Raw genomic sequence first — 17190 nt, 5'->3', positions numbered from 1 at the left:
TTCTGGACGGTTTACGCCGCCTTCACGTGGAAAACGCAGCCGGCCGGATTGGTCTGGCTCGGCTTGAGAGATGCATTATAACGGTAAAGCGTCGAGCAATAGGAGCAGACCTTCTCGTTGTCGTCGCCCATGTCGATGAAGATATGCGGGTGGTCGAAAGGAACCGAAGCGCCGGTGCACATGAATTCCTTGACGCCGACTTCGATGACGCGATGACCGCCGTCGTTCTGGAAGTGGGGAATGTTGTGGCCGGCCATGTCGCTCTCCGAATGCTTTGAAAGTGCGCGAACCTTATAAGCCTTCGTCTCAAATGTGTAGAGCCAAAGCGCCGTGCCGGGCACAGTTTTTACCCACAATTTGGCTTCCCGCCGAGAGGCGGCTCGACTATGGTCGCGCCAAAAGGAAGGCCCGATGAACCTGAATACACCCGCATTTTCAAGCTTCACTCATGATGGATTGAAGATCGCCTTTTTCGACGAGGGCGACCCCTCCGGCGTGCCTGTCCTGTTGATCCATGGCTTTGCTTCGACGGCAAGCGTCAACTGGGTGCATCCGGGCTGGCTGAAGACGCTGGGCGATGCGGGCTACCGGGTGATCGCCATCGACAATCGCGGCCATGGCGCAAGCGACAAGCCGCACGATGCCGAAGCCTATCGCCCCTGGGTCATGGCCGGCGATGCGATCGCCTTGCTCGATCATCTCGGCATCCCTGAGGCGAATCTCATGGGCTATTCGATGGGGGCGCGCATTTCTGTATTTGCAGCACTTGCCAATCCGCATCGCGTCCGCTCGCTGGTGCTCGGCGGCCTCGGCATCGGCATGACCGATGGGGTCGGCGACTGGGATCCGATCGCCGATGCGCTGCTGGCTCCGTCGCTGGAGGTCGTGACGCATGACCGCGGCCGCATGTTCCGCGCCTTCGCCGAACAGACGAAAAGCGACCGCACTGCGCTAGCCGCCTGCATCCGCGGCTCGCGCGACCTTGTCGCTCGCTCCGATATGGGCAAGCTCTACATGCCGACCCTGATCGGTGTCGGCACCAAGGACGATATCGCCGGCTCGCCGCAGGAGTTGGCTGCCCTGATGCCCGAGGCCGAAGCGCTCGATATTCCCGGCCGCGATCACATGCTCGCCGTCGGCGATAAGGTTTTCAAGCAGGCGGTGCTGGCCTTCTACGCAAGGGTTGCCGAGGGGTGACATCATCGTGATGCCGAAAAACCATGCTAAAAAACCATGGTGACGGCACCCATTTATGTTATTGGCGTTTTCCACTATATATGGGCATTCCGAAACGGCATTCCGGCTGGCAACGAGGAGAGCGGCGATGGTCGCCAAGACAGATATCCGTGCTTTTGAGACTGGCCATCCGCTGAAGGTGATGGATCCGATCTGGGACAGCCTGCGCGAGGAAGCACGGATCGCGGCCGAAAAGGATCCGGTTCTCGCGGCCTTCCTCTATTCGACGGTGATCAATTATCATTCGCTTGAGGAATGCGTCATCCACCGCATCTGCGAACGTCTCGACCATCCGGATATGCAGGCGAACCTGCTGCGTCAGACCTTCGAGGAAATGCTGCTCGACTGGCCGGAGTGGAGCTCCATTCTTCGCGTCGACATCCAGGCCATCTACGACCGCGATCCCGCCTGCCTGCGCTTCATGGAAGCGGTGCTTTATTTCAAAGGTTTCCATGCGCTGCAGACGCATCGTCTCGCCCATTGGCTGCTGAATCGTGGCCGGCGTGATTTCGCGCTCTATCTGCAGAGCCGATCGTCCAGCGTCTTCCAGACCGACATCAATCCGGCTGCGCGTATTGGCAAGGGCATCTTCCTCGATCACGCCACCGGCCTCGTCGTCGGCGAGACGGCCGTCATCGGCGACAATGTCTCGATCCTGCACGGCGTGACGCTCGGCGGCACCGGCAAGGAGGGCGCTGATCGCCACCCGAAGATTGGCAGCGGCGTCATGATCGGCGCCGGTGCGAAGATCCTCGGCAATATCGAGATCGGCTATTGCTCGCGCGTCGCCGCCGGCTCTGTGGTGCTGAAGGCGGTGCCCCCCAAGAAGACGGTCGCAGGCGTGCCGGCCAAGGTTGTGGGCGAGGCCGGTTGTTCCGAGCCGTCGCGCAATATGGATCAGGTAATCGGCGCCGATATCTGAGTGTCGGCGCTGGAAAGACAGAATAAGCGACGGAACCTGAGCGGGGACAGTCATCGCCAAGCGGCGACACCGCCTTTACACCGCTGCTTTTCCTGTGCAAGAAGCGGCCAATCAAGGCCGCTTACGGAGATGACAGAGTGAAGCCAGAAGAAATCAAGAAGCTCGACGCCTACTTCAAACGTACGCTCAACCCGCAGATCGTCGTCAAGGCGCGTCCGCGCAAGAATGATTCTGCGGAAGTCTATCTCGGCGAAGAATTTCTGGGCGTCGTCTATGTCGATGACGAGGACGGCGACCGCTCCTACAACTTTTCGATGGCGATCCTCGACGTCGATCTTTGATCGCGCATGAGAGCTTGAAGTGGACCGGGCGGCAACATCCGCCCGGTTTTTTTTGTTTTTTTGCTGCCGAATCAAATTTTTTTTAAAACGCCTGGTTGTGACAATATGACATATATTAGCAAAAACCGTTAAAGAGGTACGTTCACCGGCGCGCTCGCTTTGTCTTACTGCTGTAACGCAACCTTGAGATGTTTTGCGTCGCACAAGACTACTTGACTATTTGTGCGTTGCGGCTACCCTGCCGCCATCCAACAGCCCAACGGAGGACGGCCATGTTCAACTTTGACGAAGCCAACAAAAAGAGCAAGGAAGCCGTCGACACGGCGCTGAGAACCTATTCCGAGACGACCAGGGGCTTTCAGGCAATCGCCGCGGAAGCCGCTGAATATTCGAAAAAGTCCTTTCAGGATGCCGTAACGCATTTTGAAACCTTGGCAGGCGTCAGGAGCTTCGAGGCCGCTTTCGAACTGCAGACCGGCTACGTCAAATCGGCCTATGAGAGCTTCGTCTCCGAAACGACCAAGCTCGGCGAAATGTATGCCGATCTCGCCAAATCCGCCTACAAGCCCTATGAGGCGCCGATCGCTGCTGCTGCCGCTGGCGTAGTCAAGTCGCCGAAATCGCCGCAGCCGGCGACCCCCGCTGCCGCCTGAAGCAACGTCAAAAGCGCAACCTGCGCTACATATTGAAAGATAAAGACTGGCTACGCACCTGTAGCCGGTCTTTTTTGTTTCCACTTTCATTGCTGCGTCGGACCGTCCGGGGTCATTTTGGGTCTTTCCCGTGCATGCCGGCATTTCTTGATTGCAGTGTCTGACAGGGGGCTTAAAATCGGCCCATTATGAACTAAGTTAGTGTTTCAGATATTCGGCGGGAAAAGCACCCTCCCATGCTCCGCCGGATTGATCGAGGAATGAATGACAATGATCGCAAAGCCGATCCGGATGCAGAACGACAGCGAAAGGAACGGGGACAACGGAAATCGCGGAACCTCGGTCATCACGCGCACCAAGCCGAAGACCAAGAAGCCTAACCTCTATCGCGTGCTGCTTTTGAATGACGATTATACGCCCATGGAATTCGTCATTCATATTCTGGAGCGTTTTTTTCAGAAGGACCGTGAAAGTGCCACCCGCATCATGCTCCATGTCCACAATCACGGCGTCGGCGAGTGCGGAATATTCACATACGAGGTAGCGGAAACGAAGGTCAGCCAGGTGATGGACTTCGCCCGGCAGCACCAGCATCCGCTGCAATGCGTCATGGAAAAGAAGTGAGGATCTGAACGTGCCAACATTTTCGCCTAGTTTAGAGAAGGCACTCCATCAGGCACTGACCTTTGCCAACGAGCGGCATCATGAATATGCGACGCTCGAGCATCTGCTGCTCGCCCTGATCGACGATGCCGATGCGGCCGCGGTTATGGGCGCCTGCAATGTCGATCTCGACGCGCTGCGCAAGACGCTCGTCGAATATGTCGATAACGAACTTTCCAATCTGATCACCGGTTACGACGAGGATTCCAAGCCGACCTCCGGCTTCCAGCGCGTCATCCAGCGTGCCGTCATCCACGTGCAGTCATCCGGCCGCGAAGAAGTGACCGGCGCAAACGTGCTCGTCGCGATCTTCGCCGAGCGTGAAAGCCATGCCGCCTATTTCCTGCAGGAGCAGGAGATGACCCGTTACGATGCCGTCAACTACATCTCCCACGGTATCGGCAAGCGGCCGGGCGCGTCGGAGACCCGTACTCCGCGCGGCGCCGAAGAGGAGGCCGAGAGCAAGCCGACGGCGCGCGGCGGCGAGGAAGAGGGCGGCCCCAAGAAGCAGCAGGATGCGCTCAAAGCCTATTGTGTCAATCTCAACGAGAAGGCCAAGGGCGGTAAGATCGACCCGCTGATCGGCCGTCATGCCGAGGTCAGCCGCACCATCCAGATCCTCTGCCGCCGTTCGAAGAATAATCCGCTCTATGTCGGTGATCCCGGCGTCGGCAAGACGGCGATCGCCGAAGGGCTGGCCAAGCGCATCGTCGAAGGCAAGGTGCCCGAGGCGCTCGCCGATGCGACGATCTTCTCGCTCGACATGGGCACGCTGCTTGCCGGCACGCGCTACCGCGGCGACTTCGAGGAACGGCTGAAGCAGGTCGTCAAGGAGCTGGAAGAATATCCGGGCGCCGTCCTCTTCATCGATGAAATCCATACGGTGATCGGTGCCGGCGCCACCTCGGGCGGGGCGATGGATGCATCGAACCTGCTGAAGCCGGCCCTGTCATCGGGCGCGATCCGCTGCATCGGTTCGACCACCTATAAGGAATACCGCCAGTTCTTCGAGAAGGACCGGGCGCTGGTCCGTCGTTTCCAGAAGATCGACGTCAGCGAACCGTCGATCAATGATGCGATCGAGATCATGAAGGGGCTGAAGCCCTATTTCGAAGAATATCATCATCTGCGTTATTCCAACGACGCCATCAAGTCGGCCGTCGAGCTGTCGGCCCGCTACATCTCCGACCGCAAGCTGCCGGACAAGGCGATCGATGTGATCGACGAAACGGGTGCGGCCCAGATGCTGCTGCCGCCGTCGAAGCGCCGCAAGCTGATCACCGAGAAGGAGATCGAGGCGACGATCGCCACGATGGCCCGCATTCCGCCGAAGACCGTCTCCAAGGACGACGAGGCCGTGCTTGCCAATCTCGAGCAGGAACTGCGTTCGGTGGTCTACGGACAGGACATCGCGATCGAAGCGCTTTCGACATCGATCAAGCTGGCGCGTGCCGGCCTTCGCGAGCCGAACAAGCCGATCGGCGCCTATGTCTTCTCCGGTCCGACCGGCGTCGGCAAGACCGAGGTGGCAAAGCAACTGGCAGCGTCGCTCGGCGTCGAGCTCCTGCGCTTCGACATGTCGGAATATATGGAGCGGCATACGGTCTCGCGTCTGCTCGGCGCACCTCCCGGCTATGTCGGCTTCGACCAGGGTGGCCTCTTGACCGATGGCGTCGACCAGCATCCGCATTGCGTGGTCCTGCTCGACGAAATCGAGAAGGCGCATCCGGATATCTACAATATCCTGCTGCAGGTCATGGACCATGGCACCCTGACCGACCACAACGGCAAGAAGATCGACTTCCGCAACGTCATCCTGATCATGACGACGAATGCGGGCGCCTCCGAAATGGCCAAGGCGGCCATCGGCTTCGGCTCGTCCAAGCGCACTGGCGAGGACGAGGAGGCGCTGACCCGTCTCTTCACGCCGGAGTTCCGCAACCGTCTCGACGCAATCATCCCGTTCGCGGCGCTGCCGACGGCGGTCATTCACAAGGTCGTTCAGAAGTTCATCATGCAGCTGGAGGCCCAGCTTTCTGAAAGGAACGTCACCTTCGACCTGCATGAGGATGCGATCGCCTGGCTTGCAGAGAAGGGTTACGACGAGAAGATGGGCGCCCGCCCGCTGGCCCGGGTAATCCAGGACACGATCAAGAAGCCGCTCGCCAACGAAATCCTCTTCGGCAAGCTGAAGAAGGGCGGCGTCGTCAACGTCACCGTCGGCCCGAAGGAAGACGGCAAGCCTGGTATCCTGCTGGAAGCCATTCCGGATACGGCGCCGATCAAGCCGAAGCCGGAGGCCGAGGTCGTCCATCCCGAAACCGACGACGAGGATGATGGCGAGCTGAAGACGAAGACGGCCCGCAAGACCCGCGCCAAGACGGTCCCGCAGGCCGAGCCTGAGGTCCGCGACGCCCCCAAGAAGGGAAGCACGGTTCCCAAGGTTCCGCGCAAGAAGTGAGAGTTCGTCACCGAATCGGAAAAGGCCGCGGTATCCGCGGCCTTTTTCTGTTTCCGTCGTTGCCAGGAATTCGCGTTATGCCAGGGCCGCCCGGATCTTTTCGGCATGGGCGGCAAGCACGGCGCCATCTTCCATCTTGCCCGAATGCGGCTTGAGCGCCACACCCTCATGGCGGGGGATGATGTGGAAATGCAGATGGAACACCGTTTGTCCGGCCGCCGGTTCGTTGAACTGGGCGATGAACACGCCATCGGCGTCGAAAACTTGCTGGACCGCCTGGGCGACCTTTTGAACGACGGTAATGGCATGGACGAGGGTGGCGGGATCGGCATCGAGGATATTGCGCGAAGGCGCCTTCGGAACGACGAGCACGTGGCCCGGCGCCTGCGGCATCACATCCATGAAGGCGACCGTATGCTGGTCCTCGTAGATTCGGTGCGAGGGAATTTCGCCGCGCAGGATCTTGGCGAAAATATTGTTGTCGTCATAGGCGCTGGTCATCGCGAAATCTCCTCACGTTCCATTTGATCGGGTAGCGCGCTCGCCGGGGCGGCGTCAATCCTCCTGCCGACGCTCACCCTTGCGGAAGGGGCTGTGCTCGCTCAGCAGCTCACTCATCTGCTCGACATCGGCGCGCTCACGCGCGAGATAATCACCGATCGCGCGGCGCAGTGCGGGATGGGCGACATAATGAGCGGAGTGCGTCGTCACCGGCAGGTAGCCGCGAGCGAGCTTATGTTCGCCCTGCGCTCCGGCCTCGACCCGTTTCAACCCCTTCGCCAAGGCGAAGTCGATCGCCTGGTGATAGCAGACCTCGAAATGCAGGAAGGGGTGGTCCTCGATGCAGCCCCAGTGACGGCCGTAGAGCGTATCGCCGCCGATGAAATTGATTGCGCCGGCAATATAGCGTTCGTCGCGCTTGGCCATGACGAGCAGGATATCGTCGGCCATGCGCTCGCCGATCAGCGAGTAGAATTTGCGGGTGAGATAGGGCCGGCCCCATTTGCGGCCGCCGGTATCCATGTAAAATTTGAAGAACTGGTCCCAGATCCGCTCCGTCAGATCGCGGCCGGTCAGCCAGTCGATGCTGATGCCGGTTTCGAGCGCGGCGCGGCGCTCCTTGCGCAATGCCTTGCGTTTGCGCGAAGCGAGCGTTTCGAGGAAGTCGTCGTGATTGGCATAGCCGTCATTGATGAAATGAAACTGCTGGTCGGTGCGGTGCAGATAGCCGTCCATCTCGAAGACGCCGATCTCCTCGTCCGGCACGAAGGTAATATGCGCCGACGAGATGTCGAGCCGGCGCACGACCTCCTTCAGGCTTTCGGCGATCGCGCTCTGGATCGGCAGCCGCTGCAACCCTTCGGCGACGAGAAGACGCGGCCCGGTCGCGGGTGTAAACGGAATCGAGCACTGCAGCTTGGGATAATAACGCCCGCCGGCCCGCTCAAAGGCGTCGGCCCAGCCGTGGTCGAACACATATTCGCCCTGGCTGTGGTTTTTGAGGTAGCCGGGCAGGGCGCCGATCAACTCGCCGCGATCGGTTTCGAGTAACAGGTGGTGGCCGAGCCAACCGGTTTCGGCTGTGGCCGAGCCGGACTCTTCCAGCGACGACAAAAAGGCGTGCGAAACGAAAGGATTGTAGGTAAGCGTGTTGCCACCCTTCGACGCCCCGGAAAGCCTGGACCAGCTCTCCGGGGAAATCGCGGTGAAGGAGCGTTCTACGCGAATGGACAGTTCATCGGTCATGCGGCGGATGCGAAGCCTGTGGGAGGAGGGTTTCGGCTCTGTTTCAGTCTGCGCATGATCTTGGCCAAAAAGCGAGCGTCAAACCGCACGCGGGTCGAAACCTTCGAAGGTCATCTGGTCTGCATTGGCGAAAGTGCGCCGGCGCGCCTCTTCGTCTCGCACCGTCCAGGTAATCACCGGAATGCCCTTTTCGCGTTCGCCCGTGATGAAGGCATTCGGCAGGTCGTCATAATAATAGGAGATGAAATCGAGACCGATCTCCATCGCCTTGGCATGGGTCTCAAACTCCTCCGGCGTGTTGCCGTTGGCGGTCAGCCCGAGCGGGTAGGGCGAGCCAAGCGCCTTTAGATCGCGCAGCAGCCAATGGTCGAAGCTCATCAGCGCGACCTTGCCCTCATAGCCCTCAAGCACTTCGAGCACGGATTCAGCAAAGCCTTCGTCGTCGGCCTCACGGCCCTTCAGCTCCAGCACCAGGGGCACCTTGCCCTGGACGAGATCGAGGAGTTGGCTGAGCGTCGGCACCTTGTCTCCCGTGCCGCCGACGGCAATCAGCCCGAGTTCCCTGGAGGTGCGCTCGCGGACGTCGCCGTTCAGATTGCACAGACGCTGAAGATCCTCGTCATGAAAGATGATCGGTACGCCGTCGGAGGCGTAATGCAGGTCGCATTCGATCGCGAAGCCGGCTTCGACAGCGCGCGAGAAGGCCGAGAGCGTATTTTCCCAGACAAGCTTATTCAGGTCGTGATAACCGCGATGGGCGACCGGCACGTCCTTGATCCAGTCCGCTTTGGTCATTCTGCGATTTCCATGATAGCGTCGATCTCGACGGCGGCGTTAAGCGGCAGAGCGGCCATGCCGACGGCGGCGCGCGCATGTTTTCCGGCCTCGCCAAGCACACCGGCGATCAGGTTCGAAGCGCCGTTGATGACGAGATGCTGCTCGATGAAATCGGGCGCCGAGGCGACGAAACCGTTCAGCTTGATGACGCGCCGGATGCGGCCGAGGTCGCCGCCCAGCGCAGCTTTGGCCTGGGCGAGGATGTTAATGGCGCAGAGTTCGGCGGCGCGCTGGCCGCTCGCAACGTCGATGGTCTTGCCGAGATGGCCCGATACGGCGACTTTGCCGCCCTCGAGCGGCAGCTGGCCGGAGATGTAGAGAAGATTGCCGCTGATGACATAGGGAACGTAATTTGCGGCGGGTGCTGCGGCTTCGGGCAGGGTTATCCCCATCTCGCTCAAGCGTGCAGCAATTTCATTGGACATTTTCGTCTCCGCTTTTGTTGTCAATGTTTCCAAAATTATGCATCAAGACTAGAATCTTTATTATGACAGCTTCGAGCCTCGATTTGGCCGAAAGAGTTCATATAACATCGCGGCCGAGTCCAATAGGAGTGAATGAATGTTCCGATCGAGTCTAGCCGCTCTGCTTCTCGCCGGCCTTTCCGCCCAAACATGGGCGGCTGCGCCTGCGGCAAGTGCTGCGATCGCGACCGGCCTCGTCGCCCATCGCGCGGTCTACGATTTGGAATTGAAGGATGCGTCGGACCGCTCCGGCATCGCCTCCATGTACGGGCGCATGGTCTATGAATTCGACGGCAACTATTGCCAGGGCTTCACCACAAATTTCCGCTTTGTGACGCAGATCGACACTGGCGACAGCGTACGCGTCAGCGATCAGCAGACAAAGACCTTCGAGAACCTGAAGGACCGCAAGTTTACCTTTGACACCAAATCCTTCACCGACGACCAGCTCGACAAGGAGGTTAACGGCGCGGCCGAGAATCAGGCCAATGGCGTCAAAGTCGATCTCAAGCAGCCGGCGAGCCGCGAGCTGCAGCTTGGCGAAAGCCGCTTTCCGACAGAACACATGCTCGATGTGATCCAGAACGCCAAAGAGGGAAAACGCTTCTTCGAAGCCCGCGTTTTCGATGGTTCCGATGACGGCGACAAGTCGCTGGTGACGACAACGATCGTCGGCAAGCAGGAAACGCCTGCTGCCGAGGAGGCCGATGCCGGCAATGCCGGTGCCTTCTCGAAGACTGCCTTCTGGCCGGTGACCATCGCCTATTTCAACGAGAATGCAAAATCGGATTCGCTGCCGGTCTATCGCATGTCGTTCAAGCTCTACGAGAACGGCATCACCCGGGACCTGACGATGGATTATGGCGATTTCGTTCTGACGGGGAAGCTAGCCAAGCTCGAGCTGCTCGATCACAAGGCTGAGGTCTGCAAGTAGGCCGCGGTTTCTCCACTGTCATAAAACCGTATCACAAAGTTCATTATTGTGTCGGCGACCAGCGATGATTGAGTCGCGTTCTGTCGTCCTGCTCTTGTGATCGGAGCGATTCCAGCGGCCAGTCCATTGCGACGGGGCCTGCAGTTGCGCAATAGGCCACCAGACCATTATGCGCCGCAAGCCTGGGAAGCCTCAGGAGCTCGCCTGGACGCGGCACGGCGTCCGCGGTCCGCTGGGGACGGCGACCGGAAACGCCGACAGCGCGATCACCAGCCTGCTGCCCGCGGAGATCGACGCCGTCCTGCCGATGCCCGATGCCGGCGTCGTGCTGGCGCTGCTGCCGACACTCGCAAGCTGAGCGGCGGCATTTCCAGGGAAGGGCAGTCGGCCGGAAATCCGGCATAATCCTTGTTTTTATGCCGAATGGAATGTTTCCCTTGCTTTTATGCCCGACGGAATGTATGGGCACCGGCATTCCACACGTAAGGCATGGGATCGTCCGGGAGAAATCCGGGCTGTTCCGCCGGTGGCATCCTCGACGAGGGTGCTGTTCGTCTTGCGGAGGTTCAACCGGAAAAGGAGTAACAAGGCATGGCATTGCCTGATTTTTCTATGCGTCAGCTTCTTGAAGCAGGCGTCCACTTCGGCCACCAGACCCATCGGTGGAACCCGAAGATGAAGCCGTATATCTTCGGCGATCGCAACAACATTCACATCATCGATCTCGCCCAGACCGTTCCGATGCTGTCGCGCGCCCTTCAGGTCGTCAGCGACACAGTTGCCCGTGGCGGCCGCGTTCTCTTCGTCGGCACCAAGCGCCAGGCTTCCGAAATCATCGCCGACAGCGCCAAGCGCTCAGCCCAGTACTACGTCAATTCGCGCTGGCTCGGCGGCATGATGACGAACTGGAAGACGATCTCCAACTCGATCCAGCGCCTGCGCAAGCTCGACGAGATCCTCAACGGCGAAGCCCAGGGCTTCACCAAGAAGGAACGCCTGAACCTCGAGCGCGAACGCGAAAAGCTCGACAAGGCTCTCGGCGGTATCCGCGATATGGGCGGCACGCCCGACCTGATGTTCATCATCGACACCAACAAGGAAAAGATCGCGATCGACGAAGCCAAGCGCCTTGGCATCCCGGTCGTTGCCATCATCGATTCGAACTGCGATCCGGACCTGATCGACTATCCGATCCCGGGCAATGACGACGCATCGCGCGCCATCGCTCTGTACTGCGAGCTGATCTCTCGCGCTGCCATCGACGGCATTGCGCGCCAGCAGAGCTCTTCCGGCCGTGATCTCGGCGCATCCTCCGAAGTTCCGGTCGAGCCGGCTCTCGAGGAAGCAGCCGAAGGCTGATGAAGGCGGGCGGAGACAAAACTCCGTCGAAGCTTGCATAGACTGGGAAGGCCGCTCGCGACTCATCGAAGTTCGGCGGCCTTACCTGTTTCAAGGCGGAGGCGTCAGGCGTTCCGCCAATACAGTTTCGTTATGGCGCGTCTTCATCACGCTGTCATACATACAGGTACATTTCGTGCCTCAATCCGGTGCCGCGCCGCTTTGCGGTCCACCCTTTGAACCGACAAGAGGAAGATAATGAGCGAGATTACGGCTGCAATGGTGAAGGAACTGCGCGAAAAGACCGGCGCAGGCATGATGGATTGCAAGAAGGCTCTTGCAGAAACCAATGGCGACATGGAAGCGGCGATCGACTGGCTGCGCGCCAAGGGCATCGCAAAGGCCGACAAAAAGTCCGGCCGCACCGCCGCCGAAGGCCTCGTCGGCGTTTCGAGCCAAGGCACGAAGGCCGTCGTCGTCGAAGTCAACTCCGAAACCGACTTCGTCGCCCGTAACGATGCCTTCCAGGATCTCGTCCGCGGCATCGCCAAGGTCGCCGTTTCGACGGATGGCACTGTCGACGCGGTGGCTGCCGCAACCTATCCGGCATCCGGCAAGTCCGTTTCCGACACGATCAAGGATGCGATCGCAACGATCGGCGAGAACATGAACCTGCGGCGTTCGATCGCTCTGTCCGTCGAGGACGGCATCGTCGCCACCTATATTCACAACGCGGTTTCCGACGGCCTCGGCAAGCTCGGCGTTCTCGTCGCGCTGAAGTCGACCGGTGACAAGGAAGCCCTGAACGCAATCGGCCGTCAGGTCGCCATGCACATTGCCGCGACCGCGCCGCTGGCGATCCGCCCGGAAGAAGTCGATGCCGCCGTCGCCGAGCGCGAGCGCAACGTTTTCATCGAGCAGTCGCGCGCGTCGGGCAAGCCCGACAACATCATCGAAAAGATGGTCGAAGGCCGCATGCGCAAGTTCTTCGAAGAAGTCGCTCTTCTCTCGCAGTCTTTCGTCATCAATCCGGATCTCACCGTCGCAGCCGCCATCAAGGAAGCTGAAAAGGCCGTCGGCGCGCCGATCGAAGTTGCCGGCATGGCCCGTCTTCTGCTCGGCGAAGGCGTCGAGAAGGAAGAGACCGATTTCGCAGCCGAAGTTGCGGCTGCCGTCAAGGGTTGATCTTTCAGCCATAATTGGGAAAACGCCAGGGCATCGCGTGACAACGCGGTGCCCTTCGTGTATCGGGCATTCACGGCAATTTACGAGGAGCCAAGATGTCTTTAGAGCCTGTCTATAAACGCGTTCTACTCAAGGCTTCCGGCGAAGCGCTCATGGGTGCCCAGGGTTTCGGGATCGATGTCACGGTGGCGGACCGCATTGCATCCGATATTGCCGAGGCAAGGCACATGGGCGTGGAAGTCGGCGTCGTCGTCGGTGGCGGCAATATCTTCCGCGGTGTCGCAGTCGCATCCAAGGGCGGCGACCGGGTGACCGGCGACCATATGGGCATGCTCGGCACCATCATCAACGCGCTGGCGCTGGCAACCTCGCTGCGCAAGCTGAACATCGATACGGTGGTGCTTTCGGCCATCTCCATGCCGGAAATCTGCGAGAGCTTCTCGCAGCGAGCGACCCTTTATCATCTGTCGATGGGACGCGTGGTGATCTTTGCTGGCGGCACCGGCAATCCCTTCTTCACCACCGATTCCGCCGCCGCATTGCGTGCAGCCGAAATGGGCGCCCAAGCGATCTTCAAGGGCACGCAGGTGGACGGCATCTACACCGCCGACCCAAAAAAATACCCCGATGCGACCCGCTTCGACCGCCTGACGCACCAGGAAGTGCTGGACAGGGGGCTTGCGGTGATGGACGTTGCTGCGGTGGCGCTCGCCAGGGAAAATTCCATTCCGATCATCGTCTTCTCGATCCACGAGAAGGGTGGTTTTGCTGAAATCTTGACGGGCGGTGGCCTCAAGACCATCGTCTCCGACAACTGATCCAAGCCGCGCCGCGATTTCGGCGCAGCCCTCGCTAGAACATGATCGAGCTTTAGGTCCGGTTGGCCTGAAATCTGAAACATGTTCTACATTAAAGAATTAGAGCATCAGATGTCCGAAAGCCGCTGACTTTTCGGCATCGCTCTAAACGGGAGCATCGACATGACTGAAGGTATCGATATCAAGGAACTGAAGCGCCGGATGGACGGCGCGGTCTCTGCATTCAAGAGCGACATTGCATCGCTGCGCACCGGCCGTGCTTCGGCCAACATCCTCGATCCGGTAACGATCGAGGCCTATGGTTCGCGCGTGCCCTTGAACCAGGTGGCCAACATCACCGTGCCCGAGCCGCGCATGCTGACGGTTTCCGTCTGGGACAAGTCGATGGTCAGTGCCGTCGAACGCGGCATCCGCGAATCCAATCTCGGCCTTAACCCGATCGTCGACGGTCAGAGCCTGCGTATTCCGCTGCCGGAATTGAACGAGGAGCGCCGCAAGTCGCTCGTCAAGGTGGCGCACGACTATGCCGAAAAGAGCAAGGTCGCGATTCGCCATGTCCGCCGTGACGGCATGGACGGCCTCAAGAAAGCCGAAAAGGACGGTGTAATCGGCCAGGACGAGAGCCGTGCGCAATCCGAACGGGTACAGAAGATGACGGATGAGACGATTTCCGAAATCGACCGCTTGCTTGGCGAGAAGGAAAAGGAAATCATGCAGGTCTAGTGGACCTGTGCCTTTGCCTGGAAAGACCGGACGGGAAATGTCGGAATCTGTATTTGTGACTGTGCCAGAGCATGTTGCCATCATCATGGACGGCAATGGCCGTTGGGCCAAGCAGCGCGGCTTGCCGCGCACGATGGGCCATCGCAAGGGCGTAGAGGCGGTACGCGAGACAGTCCGCGCCGCCGGCGCGGCCGGCATAAAATATCTCACCCTCTTCGCCTTCTCCTCGGAGAACTGGCGCCGGCCCGAAGCCGAGGTTTCCGATCTGCTCGGTCTGCTCAAGGCTTTCATTCGTCGCGACCTGGCCGAGCTTCATCGCCAGAATGTGCGCATCAAGGTTATCGGCGACCGCCACAGCCTGCGCAGCGACATTCTCAGCCTGCTGCTTGAGGCGGAGGAGACCACCAGGGACAACACGGCGCTGACGCTGGTCATCGCCTTCAATTACGGCTCGCGCGATGAAATTTCTCGCGCCGTCGTGAGTCTGGCGAGGGACGTCGAGTCCGGCCACCTGCGGGCACAGGACATCACTCCCGCACTGATCAACGGACGCCTCGACACGGCCGGCATCCCGGATCCGGATCTCATCATCCGCACCAGCGGCGAGGAACGGCTTTCCAACTTTCTGCTTTGGCAGGCCGCCTATTCCGAATTCATCTTCGTCCCGGAATATTGGCCCGATTTCAGCCCGGAGATTTTCCGCTCGGCGCTGGAAAAATTCGCCTCCCGTGACCGGCGCTTCGGCGGCCTGTCATCGCAGGCAGCCGCGGTCGGCACCTGATGCAGAGGGAATTGAAGCTCCGCATCGTTTCAGGATTGATTCTCGCGGTCAGCGTTCTTGTCGCCACCTGGTATGGCGGCGCTGCCTTTCGCACCCTGGCTGTGGTGATCGGCCTGCTGATCTACTATGAATGGTCTAAGATAACCGGCATTGCGCGTGATTGGGTCGCCAATGTGGTCGGCTGGATCGGCGAAGCGGCGGTCGCCTTCCTCGTGCTTGTCGGAAATTTCGAATTCGCCGCCGGCATGCTGGCCGGCGTCACGGCCGTCGGCATCGCCCTGATCATCCTGCACGGCACGAGCCGGTGGCTCCCGGTCGGCCTCTTCTATGCCGGCGCCACCGGCCTGGCGCTCGCCGCAATCAGAAGCAACGACCAGCCCGGTCTTTACGCCATGCTTTTCGTCTTTGCCGTCGTCTGGGCGACCGATATCCTCGCCTATTTCGTCGGCAGGGCGCTCCGCGGACCGAAGCTTGCCCCGTCGATCTCGCCGGGAAAGACATGGTCTGGTGCAATCGGCGGCGCCGTTTCTGCGGTCGCAGCCGGCGTTCTTCTCTCCCATTTCCTCGTTCCGGGCGCCGAAGTCGCCGCCGCCGGCGTGGCGCTCGTCCTGTCGATCTGCAGCCAGTCGGGCGATCTTTTCGAATCCTTCATTAAGCGCAAATTCGGCGTCAAGGATTCGAGCCGTCTCATCCCGGGCCATGGCGGCGTCATGGACCGCGTCGACGGACTGATTTTCGCCTGTTTTGCGGCGTTCTTGCTTGCTGTATCATTTTCACAGATAAAGGGAGCTGGCATGACGTCGCTCGGAGCGGCATTGTTCGGCCTCTGATGACGCGGCAGCCCGACGGAAGGAACCATGGACGTGATGACCGGCATATACGCATTTGTGATGGGGAACATCGTCACCTTCATCCTGGTGCTCTCGCTGCTCGTCTTCGTGCATGAGATGGGCCATTACCTTGTCGGGCGCTGGAGCGGCATTCGTATTCTTGCCTTTTCGGTCGGCTTTGGTCCCGAACTATTCGGCTTCACCGACCGCCATGGAACCCGCTGGAAGATCTCCGTAATCCCGCTTGGTGGTTACGTCCGCTTCTTCGGCGACGAGGATGCGTCGAGCAAACCGGACAGCGACAAGCTTGCCGCCATGTCCGAAGCGGAGAGGGCGCGCTCCTTCGCCGGAGCCAAGCTGTGGAAACGTGCCGCGACCGTCGCAGCCGGTCCGATCGCCAATTTTCTGCTGGCGATCGCCATCTTTGCTGTTCTCTTCACCGTCTATGGCCGCATGATCGCCGACCCGGTCGTTGCCGAGGTCAAGCCGGAGAGCTCGGCGGCCGCCGCCGGTATCCTTCCCGGCGACCTCCTGGTTGCCATCGATGGCGGCAAGGTCGAGACGTTTGAAGATGTGCGCCGCTATGTCGGCATGCGCCCCGGCCAAAGGATTGTCGTCACAGTCGAGCGCGGCGGCCAGAAGCTCGATGTGCCGATGGTGCCGCAGCGCGTCGACCAGACCGATCAGTTCGGCAACAAGATGGAAGTCGGTCAGATCGGCATCGCCACCGACAAGAACTCCGGCAATTTCCGGCTGCAGACCTACACGCCGCTCCAGGCGCTGCGTGAGGGCGTGATCGCCAGCGGGCAAATTGTCACGGACACCTTCAAATATATCGGCAACATCTTCAGCGGATCGATGCGGGCCGATCAGCTGGGCGGGCCGATCCGTGTGGCGCAGGCTACCGGCCAGATGGCGAAGCTTGGCGTAGGGGCAGTGTTGCAGCTTGCTGCGGTGCTGTCGGTTTCGATAGGATTGCTTAACCTGATGCCGGTTCCGGTACTTGATGGGGGCCACCTGATGTTCTATGCGGTGGAGGCGGTCAGAGGAAAACCGCTGGGTGCCAAGGCCCAGGAAATTGCATTTCGTATAGGCCTGGCAATGATATTGACATTGATGGTTTTCACGACCTGGAACGACATCACCCTGAGCTGAGGGTAAACGCGTAAGGCAAGGGAATTACTATTTATTTACGATGTTTCAAGGCTGTAGTGGCGAATGGGTCACGCTTGGAAATGAAGTAAACAGAAATTAACGC

Annotated in this window: 20 protein-coding genes; 15 read left to right on the top strand and 5 right to left on the bottom strand. The window is 59.9% G+C overall.

The annotated features are described in order from the left end of the window. Window positions 1–11: 11 nt before the first annotated feature. The gene (locus PH551_RS14575) at window positions 12–257 is read right to left on the bottom strand and encodes a zinc-finger domain-containing protein (protein ID WP_011425183.1); all 246 of its coding nucleotides are present in this window, start codon (window positions 255–257) and stop codon (window positions 12–14) included. A gap of 154 nt (window positions 258–411) precedes the next feature. Here PH551_RS14575 and PH551_RS14570 point away from each other — a divergent pair, with 154 nt between their 5' ends. The 6 genes from PH551_RS14570 to clpA all read left to right on the top strand — a co-directional run bounded on the left by PH551_RS14570 (window position 412) and on the right by clpA (window position 6276). Further along, window positions 412–1197, top strand: coding sequence for an alpha/beta fold hydrolase (locus tag PH551_RS14570; RefSeq protein WP_285193518.1), 786 nt, complete (start codon window positions 412–414; stop codon window positions 1195–1197). A 127-nt stretch (window positions 1198–1324) separates the two neighbouring features. Next, entirely contained in the window at window positions 1325–2158 is an 834-nt protein-coding gene (cysE, locus tag PH551_RS14565; RefSeq protein ID WP_064709189.1) for a serine O-acetyltransferase, read from the top strand. 137 nt (window positions 2159–2295) lie between these two features. After that, a complete protein-coding gene (locus PH551_RS14560; RefSeq protein WP_008526943.1) occupies window positions 2296–2499 on the top strand; it encodes a DUF3126 family protein in 204 nt (67 codons plus the stop codon). A 272-nt stretch (window positions 2500–2771) separates the two neighbouring features. Then, window positions 2772–3152: a phasin family protein gene (locus PH551_RS14555; RefSeq protein ID WP_085778039.1), complete on the top strand. Its 381-nt coding sequence runs from the start codon at window positions 2772–2774 to the stop codon at window positions 3150–3152. A gap of 270 nt (window positions 3153–3422) precedes the next feature. Continuing rightward, entirely contained in the window at window positions 3423–3776 is a 354-nt protein-coding gene (clpS, locus tag PH551_RS14550; protein ID WP_008526939.1) for an ATP-dependent Clp protease adapter ClpS, read from the top strand. A 10-nt stretch (window positions 3777–3786) separates the two neighbouring features. Further along, window positions 3787–6276 carry an ATP-dependent Clp protease ATP-binding subunit ClpA gene (gene clpA, locus PH551_RS14545; protein WP_085778040.1) on the top strand — a complete coding sequence of 830 codons (2490 nt, stop codon included), beginning with the start codon at window positions 3787–3789 and terminating at the stop codon, window positions 6274–6276. Window positions 6277–6351: 75 nt separating this feature from the next. Here the strand turns inward: clpA and PH551_RS14540 are convergent, their stop codons facing one another. The 4 genes from PH551_RS14540 to PH551_RS14525 form a co-directional block, all read right to left on the bottom strand. Next, window positions 6352–6777, bottom strand: a complete 426-nt coding sequence (locus tag PH551_RS14540; RefSeq protein WP_085778041.1) for an HIT family protein — start codon at window positions 6775–6777, stop codon at window positions 6352–6354. Between the two features lie 54 nt (window positions 6778–6831). Then, the gene (locus PH551_RS14535) at window positions 6832–8022 is read right to left on the bottom strand and encodes a GNAT family N-acetyltransferase (RefSeq protein WP_285193517.1); all 1191 of its coding nucleotides are present in this window, start codon (window positions 8020–8022) and stop codon (window positions 6832–6834) included. 78 nt (window positions 8023–8100) lie between these two features. Continuing rightward, window positions 8101–8817 carry a glycerophosphodiester phosphodiesterase gene (locus tag PH551_RS14530; RefSeq protein ID WP_285193516.1) on the bottom strand — a complete coding sequence of 239 codons (717 nt, stop codon included), beginning with the start codon at window positions 8815–8817 and terminating at the stop codon, window positions 8101–8103. Next, on the bottom strand, window positions 8814–9284 hold the full coding sequence (locus PH551_RS14525) for a RidA family protein (protein ID WP_285193515.1): 471 nt from the start codon (window positions 9282–9284) through the stop codon (window positions 8814–8816). Before PH551_RS14525 ends, PH551_RS14530 begins: the two co-directional genes overlap by 4 nt. A gap of 136 nt (window positions 9285–9420) precedes the next feature. Between PH551_RS14525 and PH551_RS14520 the strand changes: the two genes are divergently transcribed. The 9 genes from PH551_RS14520 to rseP all read left to right on the top strand — a co-directional run bounded on the left by PH551_RS14520 (window position 9421) and on the right by rseP (window position 17087). Continuing rightward, complete coding sequence (locus PH551_RS14520; protein WP_285193514.1) at window positions 9421–10257, top strand: cell envelope integrity EipB family protein; 837 nt, start codon at window positions 9421–9423, stop codon at window positions 10255–10257. Window positions 10258–10426: 169 nt separating this feature from the next. Beyond that, entirely contained in the window at window positions 10427–10615 is a 189-nt protein-coding gene (locus PH551_RS14515) for a hypothetical protein (RefSeq protein WP_285193668.1), read from the top strand. A 233-nt stretch (window positions 10616–10848) separates the two neighbouring features. After that, window positions 10849–11616, top strand: coding sequence for a 30S ribosomal protein S2 (rpsB, locus tag PH551_RS14510; RefSeq protein WP_003573382.1), 768 nt, complete (start codon window positions 10849–10851; stop codon window positions 11614–11616). 237 nt (window positions 11617–11853) lie between these two features. Beyond that, a complete protein-coding gene (gene tsf, locus PH551_RS14505; RefSeq protein ID WP_085778047.1) occupies window positions 11854–12780 on the top strand; it encodes a translation elongation factor Ts in 927 nt (308 codons plus the stop codon). Window positions 12781–12875: 95 nt separating this feature from the next. Beyond that, window positions 12876–13598: a UMP kinase gene (gene pyrH / locus PH551_RS14500; RefSeq protein WP_011425194.1), complete on the top strand. Its 723-nt coding sequence runs from the start codon at window positions 12876–12878 to the stop codon at window positions 13596–13598. A gap of 162 nt (window positions 13599–13760) precedes the next feature. Continuing rightward, the gene (gene frr, locus PH551_RS14495; RefSeq protein WP_285193512.1) at window positions 13761–14321 is read left to right on the top strand and encodes a ribosome recycling factor; all 561 of its coding nucleotides are present in this window, start codon (window positions 13761–13763) and stop codon (window positions 14319–14321) included. 37 nt (window positions 14322–14358) lie between these two features. Then, a complete protein-coding gene (locus PH551_RS14490; RefSeq protein ID WP_097598597.1) occupies window positions 14359–15102 on the top strand; it encodes an isoprenyl transferase in 744 nt (247 codons plus the stop codon). After that, on the top strand, window positions 15102–15932 hold the full coding sequence (locus tag PH551_RS14485; protein WP_285193511.1) for a phosphatidate cytidylyltransferase: 831 nt from the start codon (window positions 15102–15104) through the stop codon (window positions 15930–15932). Before PH551_RS14490 ends, PH551_RS14485 begins: the two co-directional genes overlap by 1 nt. A gap of 27 nt (window positions 15933–15959) precedes the next feature. Further along, window positions 15960–17087: an RIP metalloprotease RseP gene (gene rseP / locus PH551_RS14480; protein WP_285193510.1), complete on the top strand. Its 1128-nt coding sequence runs from the start codon at window positions 15960–15962 to the stop codon at window positions 17085–17087. Window positions 17088–17190: the final 103 nt, after the last annotated feature.

The sequence above is a fragment of the Rhizobium atlanticum genome (assembly GCF_030182485.1).
Lineage (GTDB): Bacteria > Pseudomonadota > Alphaproteobacteria > Rhizobiales > Rhizobiaceae > Rhizobium.
Note: the sequence above shows the minus strand (reverse complement) of the source record. Positions and strands in the feature narration are given on the sequence as shown.